Annotated in this window: 10 protein-coding genes; all 10 read left to right on the forward strand. The window is 42.5% G+C overall.

The window, feature by feature from the left end:
- Positions 1 to 30: 30 nt before the first annotated feature.
- Positions 31 to 912 (forward strand): translation elongation factor Ts, encoded by an 882-nt coding sequence (tsf, locus tag AA0Y26_RS04660; RefSeq protein WP_413365547.1) that lies wholly within the window; start codon positions 31 to 33, stop codon positions 910 to 912.
- Between the two features lie 135 nt (positions 913 to 1,047).
- Positions 1,048 to 1,773: a UMP kinase gene (gene pyrH / locus AA0Y26_RS04665; RefSeq protein ID WP_413365549.1), complete on the forward strand. Its 726-nt coding sequence runs from the start codon at positions 1,048 to 1,050 to the stop codon at positions 1,771 to 1,773.
- The gene (gene frr / locus AA0Y26_RS04670) at positions 1,773 to 2,330 is read left to right on the forward strand and encodes a ribosome recycling factor (RefSeq protein ID WP_413365551.1); all 558 of its coding nucleotides are present in this window, start codon (positions 1,773 to 1,775) and stop codon (positions 2,328 to 2,330) included. The genes pyrH and frr overlap by 1 nt, the downstream gene beginning before the upstream one ends.
- Positions 2,331 to 2,569: 239 nt before the next feature.
- The gene (locus tag AA0Y26_RS04675) at positions 2,570 to 3,361 is read left to right on the forward strand and encodes an isoprenyl transferase (protein ID WP_413365553.1); all 792 of its coding nucleotides are present in this window, start codon (positions 2,570 to 2,572) and stop codon (positions 3,359 to 3,361) included.
- Positions 3,358 to 4,152, forward strand: coding sequence for a phosphatidate cytidylyltransferase (locus tag AA0Y26_RS04680; protein WP_413365555.1), 795 nt, complete (start codon positions 3,358 to 3,360; stop codon positions 4,150 to 4,152). Before AA0Y26_RS04675 ends, AA0Y26_RS04680 begins: the two co-directional genes overlap by 4 nt.
- A 17-nt stretch (positions 4,153 to 4,169) precedes the next feature.
- Entirely contained in the window at positions 4,170 to 5,315 is a 1,146-nt protein-coding gene (gene dxr, locus AA0Y26_RS04685) for a 1-deoxy-D-xylulose-5-phosphate reductoisomerase (RefSeq protein ID WP_413365557.1), read from the forward strand.
- Between the two features lie 36 nt (positions 5,316 to 5,351).
- Positions 5,352 to 6,626, forward strand: a complete 1,275-nt coding sequence (gene rseP, locus AA0Y26_RS04690; RefSeq protein ID WP_413365559.1) for an RIP metalloprotease RseP — start codon at positions 5,352 to 5,354, stop codon at positions 6,624 to 6,626.
- Positions 6,627 to 6,775: 149 nt separating this feature from the next.
- Entirely contained in the window at positions 6,776 to 8,482 is a 1,707-nt protein-coding gene (locus AA0Y26_RS04695) for a proline--tRNA ligase (RefSeq protein ID WP_413365561.1), read from the forward strand.
- A gap of 24 nt (positions 8,483 to 8,506) precedes the next feature.
- Positions 8,507 to 12,877 carry a PolC-type DNA polymerase III gene (locus AA0Y26_RS04700; RefSeq protein WP_413365563.1) on the forward strand — a complete coding sequence of 1,457 codons (4,371 nt, stop codon included), beginning with the start codon at positions 8,507 to 8,509 and terminating at the stop codon, positions 12,875 to 12,877.
- A gap of 474 nt (positions 12,878 to 13,351) precedes the next feature.
- Complete coding sequence (rimP, locus tag AA0Y26_RS04705; RefSeq protein WP_413365565.1) at positions 13,352 to 13,837, forward strand: ribosome maturation factor RimP; 486 nt, start codon at positions 13,352 to 13,354, stop codon at positions 13,835 to 13,837.
- Positions 13,838 to 13,842: the final 5 nt, after the last annotated feature.

The following is a 13,842-nucleotide window of genomic DNA, read 5'->3' on the forward strand; positions in this document are numbered from 1 at the left end:
TTGATTTTCAAACTCAAGGAGGAAACTCAAATGGCAATTACTGCACAATTAGTAAAAGAACTACGCGAAAAAACTGGCGCAGGTATGATGGACTGTAAAAAAGCACTAGTGGAAACTGACGGCAACCTAGAAGCTGCAATCGATTTCCTACGTGAAAAAGGTCTTTCTTCAGCTGCTAAAAAAGCGGATCGTATCGCTGCAGAAGGGACAACTTATATCCTGACTGAAGGTAATGAAGCAATCATCCTTGAAGTAAACGCTGAAACTGACTTCGTAGCGAAAAACGAAAAATTCCAAGTGTTAGTTGCTTCTTTAGCTGAGCAATTATTAGCTGCAAAACCAGAATCAGTAGAAGCTGCTTTAGAATTAGAAAAAGACGGCGTAAAAATCGTTGATCAAATTTCTACAGCTGTTGCGACAATTGGTGAAAAAATCACACTTCGTCGTTTTGAAATTAAAACAAAAACGGATGCAGATGCATTCGGTGCTTACCTGCACATGGGCGGTCGAATCGGTGTATTAGTAGCTTTAGAAGGCTCTACTGATGAAGCAGCTGCAAAAGACATTGCAATGCACATCGCTGCAATCAACCCAACTTACGTATCACGTGACGAAGTATCTGAAGAAGAAGTAGAGCGTGAGCGCAAAGTATTAACTGAACAAGCTCTAAATGAAGGCAAGCCAGAAAACATTGTTGCGAAAATGGTTGAAGGCCGTCTTGGTAAATACTTCGAAGACGTATGTCTATTAGATCAAACATTCGTTAAGAACTCTGACCAAAAAGTTCGTGACTTCGTGAAATCAACTGGCGGTAACGTAACTAGCTTCACTCGTTACGCTGTAGGTGAAGGTATCGAGAAACGTGAAGATAACTTTGCTGAAGAAGTAATGAACCAAGTAAAAGGCAACTAATTTAAATATGTTCACACAATTGTGTGATTACAAATAGGGAACACATAATGTGTTCCCTATTTTTCAAGAAATGAATGGAAAACAGCGAAATAGCAATCTATTTCCTTTTAAATAAATGAGTAACGGGGGCTTACTATGAGTGTGGCACATTATAAGCGAGTAGTAATTAAATTAAGCGGCGAAGCATTAGCAGGAGATGCAGGGTTTGGATTATCGCCGGAAATTATCAAATCTGTTGCTGAAGAAGTAAAAGAAGTTGTAGACCTTGGTGTCGAAGTTGCGGTCGTAGTAGGCGGCGGTAATATCTGGCGCGGCAAAGTAGGCAGTGAAATGGGCATGGAACGTGCTTCTGCCGACTACATGGGAATGCTTGCAACAGTAATGAATTCTTTGGCGTTACAAGATGCATTGGAGAAGCTGGACATTGAAACACGTGTACAGTCATCCATCGTCATGACACAAGTGGCAGAGCCTTATATTCGCCGTAAAGCTGTACGTCATTTAGAGAAAAAGCGCGTGGTGATTTTCGCCGCAGGGACAGGTAACCCATTCTTCTCAACAGATACGACAGCTGCATTACGTGCTGCAGAAATTAGTGCAGATGCAATTTTAATGGCGAAAAATAATGTAGACGGTGTTTACTCTGCAGATCCACGAGTAGATTCTTCTGCAATTAAGTATGACACACTCACTTATTTAGACGTTATTCAACAAGGATTACAAGTAATGGATTCAACAGCTTCAACACTATGTATGGATAATGATATTCCATTAGTTGTATTCTCCATTATGGAAAAAGGCAATATTAAACGCGCTGTTATGGGCGAAAAAATTGGAACTGTTGTTAGGAGGAATTCATAATGACGAAACAAGTATTAGATCAAGCAAAAGAAAGAATGACAAAATCATTGGCTGCATTCAGTCGTGAACTAGCATCTATCCGTGCTGGCCGTGCTAGTGCATCCCTGCTGGACCGTATTACAGTTGATTACTATGGGGCACCAACACCAATCAATCAACTTGCTGGTGTATCTGTACCAGAAGCGCGTCTTCTTGTGATAACACCTTATGATAAAACAATTCTAGGTGAAATTGAGAAGGCCATTATGAAATCAGATATCGGTATTACACCGACAAATGATGGTAATGTCATCCGCCTTGCGATTCCTGCATTAACAGAGGACCGTCGTAAGGAGCTTGTAAAAGTAGTGAAAAAAGAAGCAGAAGAAGCAAAAGTTGCAGTACGTAACGTGCGTCGTGATGCAAACGATGATCTGAAAAAATTGGAGAAAAACGGCGAAATCACAGAAGATGATCTACGTGGTTACGGAGATGATATCCAAAAATTAACAGATGAGTACATTGCAAAAGTGGACGAGACAGCAAAAGAAAAAGAAAAAGAAATTTTATCAGTGTAACTGCATAGACTTTACTGGGTATGTAAGTACGTATCAAACAGTCTAGAACTTTTCATGGATTAAGACGTCCTAAACTCAGGGCGTCTTTTCTATCGTTAGGTGAAAAGGTTACACAAGGGGATATACATAAATACAGCGCCATTTTGATTCATGTAACATTGAAGAAAAAAGGGACACACCTAGCCGTTTTTGATATGATAGACTTGCAGTCCTAATGTGAAGCAGTTGGAGGAGTTACGATGTTTAACAAGCTATTTGGCAAAAAAACACATAAAAAGAATACGATGAATCAGCAAAAGGGCTTAGTTAATGATGAATGTATCCCTTCACATATTGCAATTATTATGGACGGGAACGGTCGTTGGGCAAAAAAACGTGCCATGCCACGTATAAAAGGGCATCATGAGGGGATGAATACCGTAAAAAAAGTGACTCGTTATGCGAGTAAGATTGGTATTCAAGTATTAACTCTTTATGCATTTTCCACAGAAAACTGGAAACGGCCAAAAACGGAAGTTGAATTTTTAATGAGCTTGCCAGGACAATTCTTAAATTCCTTTTTACCGGAATTGATGGAATTGAATATCCGGGTTCAAATGATTGGAGATAAAGCGGTGCTGCCTGTACATACGCAAAAAGCGCTTGATGCTGCTATGGAGGCAACAAAAGACAATACAGGACTGATTTTGAACTTTGCGATGAATTATGGCAGCCGGGATGAAATAGTAAGAGCGATGAAAACAATGATGGCAGAGGTGCAGGCCGGGACGCTTACGATGGAAGATATAACTGAAGAGCGGGTAACCGATTATTTAATGACAGCAGAGCTCCCTGAACCGGATTTGTTAATTCGCACGAGTGGAGAAGTCCGCTTGAGCAATTTTATGCTTTGGCAGCTTGCCTATACGGAGTTTTGGTTTACTGATACATTATGGCCTGATTTTGATGAGGCATGTCTTCAAGAGGCTGTTGATGTATATCAGAACCGGAATCGCCGGTATGGGGGGCTGAAAGGAGAAGGAACAGAGTGAAAACACGAATCATAACGGGAGTCGTAGCAGCAGCTCTTTTTATCCCGTTTGTCATATATGGAAAACTGCCGTTTACGCTGTTAGTTTATGCGCTTGCGGCAGTTGGCATATATGAAATATTACGCATGAAAAAACTGCCGATTTTCTCAGTGCCGGGCATCCTAGGCCTACTTGCCACTTTTGTTTTAATGATGCCTGATGGTTGGGAAGAGCAGATCCAGGCGTGGACAACCTATTCGAAACTAGAATTATTATTTATTGCAGCAGTATTACTGCTAGTCTACTCTGTCATAGTGAAAAATCACTTCACTTTCGATGATGCAGCCTTCGTTATCTTGAGCACCCTTTATGTTGGAATAGGTTTTTATTATTTAATTGAGACGCGCGGCGCTGGTCTAGAGTACATTGTTTTTGCTCTGCTGATTGTGTGGACGACGGATTCAGGTGCCTATTTCACGGGGCGAAGCTTTGGTAAACGGAAGTTATGGCCGGACATTTCCCCGAATAAAACAGTAGAAGGATTTGTAGGAGGGATCGTAATTGCTGTTGTAGCAGCAATTATTATGCAATTTATTACGCCGTTTAATATTTCTTGGACAGGCCTCATCATTGTAGCGGTCGTCAGCTCGGTGTTTGGACAGATGGGAGATTTGGTGGAATCAGCCATCAAACGCCATTATGATGTAAAAGACTCAGGTACAATCCTACCTGGTCATGGCGGTATTTTAGACCGCTTTGATAGTCTTTTATTTGTTTTACCATTATTGAACTTACTGCATTTTGTTAGCTAATAAAGGAGTCCTCCGTAATGAAGAAAATTAGTTTGCTTGGTGCAACAGGCTCCATCGGTTTGCAGACGATTGATATTATCGCCGAAAACCGGGAAGCATTTCAGCTCGTTGCATTCTCATCAGGAAGAAATATTGAAAAAACAAGAGAAATCATTTTACAGTTGAGCCCCGAACTTGTTTCCGTACAAGAAGAGACTGATGCACATGCGTTATCCAAAGAGTTCCCGCATGTGCAATTTACATACGGAACAAAAGGCTTGGTGGAAGTTGCTACTCATCCAGATACAACGGTACTGCTGAACGCAGTACTTGGAAGTGTCGGTTTGGAATCTACTTTAGCAGCGATTCGTATGGGCAAAACTCTCGCAATTGCAAACAAGGAGACGCTTGTAACAGCCGGTCACCTTGTCATGACAGAGGCAAAGAAGTATGACGTAGCTATTCTACCAGTGGATAGCGAGCATTCTGCTCTTTACCAATCAATGAATGGAGAAAATCCAAAAGCAATTGAACGCTTAATTCTTACGGCTTCAGGCGGTTCTTTCCGTGACCGGACACGGACGGAGTTAGAAGGGGTGACAGTGAAGGATGCACTCAATCACCCGAACTGGGCGATGGGCGCGAAAATTACAATCGACTCGGCGACAATGATGAACAAAGGTCTAGAAGTCATTGAAGCTCATGTATTATTCGATATGCCATATGACCGTATCGATGTACTTTTACACCGGGAAAGCATTATTCACTCGATGGTTGAATATCATGATACAAGTGTTATGGCACAGCTGGGTACTCCGGACATGCGTGTGCCAATCCAATATGCGTTGACTTTCCCTGACCGGATTCCGCTCATTGGAGGAAAGCGATTGAATTTAGCTGAAATTGGTAAGCTGCATTTCGAGGAAGCCGATTTTGACCGCTACCGTGCACTGAAGCTTGCATATGATGCAGGGCGTGCAGGCGGGACGATGCTGACAGCAATGAATGCGGCAAATGAGGCGGCTGTTGCGCTATTCCTTCAGGAAAAAATAACATTCTTACAAATTGAAGAGTGTATTGAACGTATAATGGATACACATGAAAATATTCTGCTGCCGGATTTGGAAACGATTTTACATGTGGATAGCGAGACGAGAAAAAGCGTACAGAACATGGTAAAATAAAATCGTACAGGAATTTGCTCGTGAAGGTGGGAAAGTATGCAAACAATTATTGCATTTATAATCATTTTTGGCTCGCTCGTATTCTTTCATGAGCTGGGGCACTTTATTTTCGCAAAGCGTGCAGGTATTATGGTTCGCGAATTTGCGATCGGGATGGGGCCGAAAATCTTCAGTATGACGAAGGGCGATACACTCTATACAATCCGCTTACTTCCAATTGGAGGATATGTAAGGATGGCAGGAGAGGACTTCGATTCGGTCGAGCTTCAGCCAGGATATCGTGTAGCGCTTGTCACAAACGAAGACAATGTTGTTGAAAAAATCATTTTAAATCAAAACAACCATCACCCGAATGTGGTGTTTTTAGAGGTAGAGCGCGCAGATTTAAATAAGGAACTATGGATCGAAGGGTATGACGAGGATGACGAGAGTGAGGAACAGCGTCTCATTCGTTATCAAGTATCGCGGACAGCTGTAATAGTGGAAAATGGCAAGGAAACAATTATTGCCCCATACGATCGACAATTTGATTCAAAAACAGTGGGTCAGCGTGCAATGGCGATCTTTGCGGGTCCGTTATTTAACTTTATCCTGGCGTTTTTCATTTTTATCCTTATCGGCTTATTCCAAGGGGTTCCTACGTATGAGCCGGTTATTACACAAGTAACAGATGATGGTCCTGCGAGAGCAGCTGGAATGCAGGACGGTGACTATGTGAAATCGATAAATGGCACACAAATTACTACATGGCAGGAATTGTCCGAGACAATTAGCCGTAATCCAGGAAACCGCCTTGAGTTTGTAGTAGAACGAGAAGGACAAGCCGTACCGTTAGCGATTACACCGAAAACGGTTGAGTCAGAAGAAGGCAAGGTCGGCCAAATCGGTGTCCTTTATGAAACTCCGTATGAGAAAGCACCGCTCCAAGCTATTCCTAACGCTGCTGAAAATACCTATACGTGGACAGTACAGATTGTAAAAATGCTCGGCAAACTAGTAACAGGGCAATTTTCCATTGATGACTTGTCCGGTCCTGTAGGAATTTATAAAAATACAGAAGAAGTGGCGAAGTACGGCATCTATAATCTGATGCACTGGGCAGCAGTCCTGAGCATTAACCTTGGAATCATGAATCTCCTTCCTCTGCCAGCATTAGACGGCGGACGCCTTCTGTTCTTCGGTTTTGAAGCAGTACGCGGCCGACCGGTGAATCGTGAAAAAGAGGGGCTTATCCATTTTGTAGGCATCGTTCTTTTAATGATCTTGATGGTTGTGGTAACATGGAACGATATTCAACGATTCTTCTTCTAATTAATTTTTAAATGAATGTAGAGGGTTTCGGGCTCTTTGTCCGAGGTCCTTTTCTTCTGGCTTTGGGCGCTCTTGTGTTAATAACAGTAGCGTCCAAAGCTAAATTTGATTATGCTTAAGTTATAAAACATAAAAGGTGGAACAACTTTATGAAACAAAGTCTAACTTTCATACCAACACTTCGTGAAGTGCCGGCTGATGCGGAAGTGAAATCACATCAATTGCTTCTTCGTGCAGGATTTATTCGTCAGAATGCATCCGGTATTTATTCATACTTACCACTGGCGCGCAAAGTGCTGGCAAAAATTGAACAAGTAATCCGCGAAGAATTAGAAGCAGTAAACGCACAGGAGTTACTAATGCCAGCAATGCAGTCGGCAGAGCTTTGGCAAGAGTCAGGCCGTTGGGAAAAATACGGTCCGGAATTAATGCGCTTTAAAGATCGTCATAACCGTGACTTTGCTCTAGGACCAACACATGAAGAAGTAGTTACGACACTAGTTCGTGACGAAATTAAATCATATAAAAAATTACCATTAACACTTTATCAAATTCAAACAAAGTTCCGTGATGAAAAACGCCCGCGATTCGGCTTACTTCGCGGCCGTGAATTTATTATGAAGGATGCTTATTCATTCCATGCAACGCGTGAGAGCCTGGATGCTACATATGAAGATATGTATCGTGCGTATTCAAATATTTTTACACGCCTTGGTTTGAACTTCCGTGCAGTAATCGCGGATGCAGGTTCTATTGGTGGTAAAGGAACGCATGAATTCATGGTTCTTTCTGAAATTGGTGAAGATACGATCGCTTACTCGGATTCTTCTGATTATGCAGCAAATATTGAAATGGCAGAAGTAGTAGTAGATTATAAAGCGAGTGATGCTGCCATGAAGGAATTAGAAAAAGTAGCAACACCAGAGGTAAAAACAATCGAAGAAGTGTCAAACTTCTTAGAAACATCTGCTGACAACTGCATCAAATCCCTTGTCTTCAAAATTGATGAGGAATTAGTTGTTGTACTGGCACGTGGAGACCATGAAATCAATGATATTAAATTGAAGAATGCTCTAGGTGCAGATTCTGTTGAATTAGCAGAAGAGGCAGAGATTAAAGAATTACTTGGCTGCACAATCGGGTCAATTGGGCCTGTGAAGTTGCCGGTAAACGTAAAAGTTATAGCAGACAATGCAATTAAATCAATCCGTAATGGTGTGGCAGGAGCAAATGAAGACGGCTTCCACTTCGTGAATGTAAATCCTGAACGCGATTTTGCGATTAATTCTTATGAAGATATCCGTTTCATTCAAGAGGGTGATCCATCGCCGGATGGACAAGGGATCATCAAGTTTGCAGAAGGTATCGAAGTAGGTCATATCTTCAAGCTGGGTACGACGTATTCTGCAAAAATGAATGCAACGTTCTTGGATGAAAACGGCAAAGCACAGCCATTTATTATGGGTTGCTACGGAATTGGAGTCTCCCGTATCCTGGCAGCCGTTGCAGAACACTTCCAAGATGAAAAAGGATTCGTATGGCCGAAGCAATTGGCCCCGTATGACGTACACCTAGTACCGGTTAATACAAAGGACGAAGCGCAAGTACAACTTGCTGATGAGTTATACGGCTTATTGAAATCGTTCCGTTACGCTGTCCTATATGATGACCGTGCCGAGCGTGCAGGTGTAAAATTTGCTGATGCCGATTTAATCGGGCTGCCAGTACGCATAACGGTGGGCAAGAAAGCAGCAGAAGGCTTAGTCGAAGTGAAATTCCGTCACTCAGGCGAAACGTTCGAATGGGCAAAAGAAGAAGTCTTCGATCGACTGAACGAATTCTTCAGCATGAACTAATAGAAAGAAAAAAAGGGGGGAAGCATGCGATGTGTGCTTTCCTTTCTTTTTCAAAATAAGGAGGGGGAAATTGTGACCCAAGAGGCTAAAGAGCGCTTTCAATTGCTGCTCCAACAGCTTGAACTGACAGATGATGTGTATATGTCGTTTTTTGAAGGTGGGGAACTATCCCGAATGACCGTTCATAAGAAAAGACGAGTATGGCAGTTTGGCATTATAGTCGAACAAATTCTTCCGTACCAAGTTTATCAATTGATGCAGCTCAGAATGGCGGAGAAGTTTGCTCATATTGCTCAAGCGTCATTATCAGTAGAGGCTCGCACACCACAAGTGACAGAACAGCTTGTACATGATTACTGGCTGGCTGTTATTGATGCAATCGATGATATGTCACCGCCGCTGCGCAATCAGCTTGTAAAGCAGATTCCAATATGGACGGGTAATAAAATTGTTGCAAATGTCGAGCATGATATCCAGCACATGCAATTGAAGGCCAAATATGCAGAACGTATTACCCAAGAATATCAAGCATTAGGTTTTCCGCAAATGCCAATCGACTTTCAGCTGGTAGATCCAAGCGAAGAAATGCTTGCCATGCAAGAAGCATTTTATGAGCAGCGCAGACAGGAAGAGGAGCGGTTCTCGCAGCAGGCGCTTGAAGACTTCAAACGTCGTGAAAAAGAGAAGGCTGAAAATCCAGCAGGTGTGCTTCAGGATCGTCCTTTCCAATTAGGTGGGGCAATTAAAAACCCAGAAGTGGCTGAGATTCGTTCAATTGTGGAAGAAGAAGGCTCCATCATTCTTGAAGGCTTTGTATTTGCAAGCGAGATTAAAATTTTGAAAAGCGGCCGGGCATTACTAGAGTTTAAAATGACAGACTACACGGATTCTATGCTCATCAAAATGTTCTCACGCGGAGACGATGATGTAGCGATGATGGAACAATTGAAAAAAGGCATGTGGGTACGTGTACGCGGCTCTATTCAGTTCGATTCATTCGCCCGAGATATGGTTATGATGGCACGCGATATTAATGAAATTAAAAAAGAGTCACGGAAAGATTTAGCTCCTGAAGGCCAAAAACGAGTAGAATTGCACATGCATAGCCCAATGAGCCAGATGGATGCTGTGACACCAATTGATAAGCTGATTGGACAGGCAGCAAAGTGGGGGCATCCTGCTGTTGCTATTACGGATCATGCAGTCGTTCAGGCATTCCCGGATGCGTATGCAGCGGGGAAAAAGAACGGCATTAAGGTCATTTATGGGATGGAAGCAAATCTAGTAGACGATGGTGCACCAATTGCTTATGCCGAGCAGCATACTGCCCTTGAAGATGCAACCTATGTTGTATTCGACGTGGAAACAACTGGTTTCTCCAATGTTTATGATACGATTATCGAGCTTGCAGCCGTCAAAATTCAAAACGGCCAAATAGTAGACAGGTTCGAGCGTTTTGCAAATCCACATCGAAAATTAACAGCAAAAATTATTGAACTTACTCATATTACAGATGATATGCTCGTCGGCCAGCCTGATATTGAGCAGGTCATTACCGAATTTCATGATTTTATCGGTGACGCCATTGTCGTTGCCCACAACGCTTCCTTTGACCTTGGTTTCTTATATGTAGCGTATAAGAAGGCAGGCATTGAGGGCGTAGAACATCCGGCTATTGATACGGTTGAACTGTCGCGTCTTGTGAACCCGGGGCAGAAGGCTCATAATCTGAAAGCATTGACGAAAAAATACAATATTGAACTTTCACAGCATCACCGTGCAATCTATGATACAGAGGCTACAGGTGAGCTGCTGCTTCATCTTATGAAGCAGGCGACCGAGCTGGGTATTGCTTATCATGATGAATTCAATGGCCATGTAGGCGGCGCGGATGGATATAAGCAGGCACGTCCAAGCCACTGTACAATTTTAGCGGTAGATAACGACGGATTGAAAAATTTATTCAAGCTCGTTTCTATTGCTCATACACAGACATATTACCGCGTGCCCCGCATTCGTCGTTCTGATTTGAAGAAACTCCGCCAAGGATTAATTGTCGGTTCAGGCTGTTCAAATGGTGAACTATTTGAAGTGATGATGAACAAGACACCGGAAGAAGCTGAAAAGGTGGCACGCTTCTATGATTACATTGAAGTGCATCCAAAACCGGTATATTCACCATTAATTGATAGAGGCGTCGTGCATGACGAATGGAATCTCGAAGATATTATCCGCCGCCTTGTAAAGCTTGGGAAGAAGCTCGATATACCAGTTTGTGCAACAGGGAATGTGCATTATTTAGACGAGACAGACCATAAGTTCCGGCAAATATTGATTGGTTCAATGGGTGGGGCGAATCCGCTCAATCGAAGCCCGCTTCCAAAAGTACATTTCCGAACAACTGATGAAATGCTGCAGGAATTTGAATTTTTAGGTCCGGATCTTGCAAAAGAAATCGTTGTAACGAATACACGGAAGGTTGCGGATATGATTGGTGATGTCAAACCGATTAAAGATGATCTTTATACACCGAAAATTGAAGGCTCTGATGATGAAGTAACGAACCTTACGTATGAAATGGCACACCGTATTTATGGTGAGGAACTTCCGGAAATTGTACAGGCACGGATTGAAAAAGAGCTAAAGTCTATTCTGGGACATGGATTCGGTGTAATCTATCTGATTTCCGCCAAACTTGTAAAAAAATCATTGGCAGATGGTTATCTAGTGGGTTCCCGTGGTTCGGTTGGTTCCTCTCTTGTCGCGACATTTATGGAAATTACCGAAGTGAATCCATTACCGCCGCATTATGTCTGCCCAAGTTGTAAGCATTCGGAATTCATTGCAGACGGATCGGTCGCATCGGGTTATGACTTGCCGAACAAAGATTGTGAAAAATGCGGAACTCCGTATAAAAAAGATGGTCAGGACATCCCGTTTGAAACATTCTTAGGGTTTAAAGGAGATAAAGTACCGGATATTGATTTGAACTTCTCTGGTGAATATCAGCCGCAAGCCCATAATTATACGAAAGTATTATTCGGGGAAGACTATGTATATCGTGCCGGAACAATCGGTACGGTTGCAGAAAAGACGGCTTATGGTTATGTAAAAGGGTATGCCAACGACAATAACTTGTCATTCCGCAATGCGGAGGTAGATCGTCTCGTTCAAGGCTGTACAGGAGTAAAACGTACAACCGGCCAGCATCCAGGGGGGATTATCGTAGTTCCTGATTATATGGACATCTACGACTTCTCGCCAGTGCAGTATCCGGCCGATGCTCAGGATGCAGAGTGGAAAACAACACACTTTGACTTCCACTCAATCCACGATAATATTTTAAAACTTGATATTCTTGGACACGATGATCCGACCGTGATTCGTATGCTGCAGGATTTATCGGGTATTGATCCAAAAACAATCCCGACTGATGATCCTGAAGTCATGAAAATCTTTTCGACAACAGAGTCACTTGGCGTAACTGAAGAGCAGATTGGTACAAAAACAGGAACGCTTGGAATTCCTGAATTTGGTACCAAGTTCGTTCGTCAAATGCTTGAAAGTACAAAACCGACAACATTTAGTGAACTTGTACAGATTTCTGGTTTATCCCATGGTACCGATGTATGGCTTGGCAATGCGCAAGAGCTTATCCAAAACGGTACATGTGTGCTGTCAGAGGTAATCGGCTGTCGGGATGACATTATGGTTTATCTGATTTATCAAGGACTTGAACCGTCGTTCGCCTTTAAAATTATGGAATCTGTCCGTAAAGGAAAAGGGCTCACAGAAGATATGGAAGCAGAGATGCGCGATAAAAAAGTACCGGAATGGTATATCGATTCTTGTAAAAAGATTAAATACATGTTCCCGAAAGCCCATGCTGCAGCCTATGTATTAATGGCGGTGCGTATTGCCTGGTTTAAAGTGCATTATCCAATTCTTTACTATGCAGCGTACTTTACGGTTCGTGCAGATGATTTTGATTTGATTGCAATGACACAAGGTTCAGCGATGATCCGCCAAAAAATCGATGAAATTGCTATTAAAGGGCTTGATGCTTCTACGAAAGAGAAAAACTTAATGACAGTCCTTGAGATTGCGCTTGAAATGTGCGAGCGCGGCATGAGCTTGCAAAAGGTTGATTTGTATCGTTCGCAGGCAAGTGAGTTTATTATCGAAGGCAACACACTCATCCCTCCATTCGATGCGATTCCTGGTCTAGGTACAAACGTAGCGAAACAAATTGTTGCAGCTCGCGAACAAGGAGAGTTCTTATCGAAGGAAGACCTACAGCGCCGCGGCCGTGTATCGAAGACGTTGATCGATTATATGGATCAGCTTGGCTGTCTGGACGGAATGCCGGATGCCAACCAATTATCGCTATTCTAAGCAAGACAATCGGGTATCAATGATGTCTCAGCGTCATAGTAGCCTCAGTCAGTCGGTAGAGGGATTCCGTCCTTTTTTATTCGGACAGCAGGAGACCAATTGAAGAGACTGCCATATCCTTATTCCTTTAATCATTTTTAAAGATAGAAGACGTGTGCCGAAAGAAGTTAAAATATGTTCATTTGCATTATGAAATAAGGTATGCTATCCTAAATGTAATAATTTGTTGATAGGTACACAGCAAAAGAGTGGGTTTCTCCCGCTCTTTTCTGTTGTCTGAGCCTGGATGCAGATTTCCGATGACAAACAACAGCTGTTGAGACCCGAATTTCACCACTTGCTGGTGGAATTTGTGTTTTAGTAGAGGACAAATTTTGCGTTGTTCTCTACATAAGCAAGGACATCATCTCGCTCTATTTGGGGCGAGATGTGTCTTTCTAATTACGAGAAAAATGGTGGCGTAAGGAGGATATAATGAGCAAGGTTACGTCAATGATCGAAGAATTGGTAACGCCCATTACAACAGAGTTAAACTTGGAGCTTGTGGATATCGAGTTCGTAAAGGAAGGCCGCAACTGGTTTCTTCGTGTGTATGTCGATACACCGGAAGGCGGAATTGACATCGACCAATGTGCACAAGTGAGCGAACGGTTGAGTCTCATATTGGATGAAAAAGACCCGATTGAGCAAAACTACTATTTGGAAGTATCGTCACCTGGAGCTGAGCGCCCGATTAAAAAAGAGACGGACTTTGAAAAAGCGGTAGGCAAGTACATCTACGTAAAAACGTATGAGCCAGTCAAAGATATGAAAGAATTCCAAGGATACTTAACCGCATATAATGAGGAAGGCTTATCCATGGAAGTCCGTATTAAAACACGCAAAGTAAATGTACAAATTGAAAAAGAAAAAGTCGCACAGGCGAGATATGCCATTGACTTTTCAGATAAGCAAATTTAGGAGTG

The sequence above is a fragment of the Lysinibacillus canaveralius genome (genome assembly GCF_047301505.1).
Lineage (GTDB): Bacteria > Bacillota > Bacilli > Bacillales_A > Planococcaceae > Lysinibacillus_B.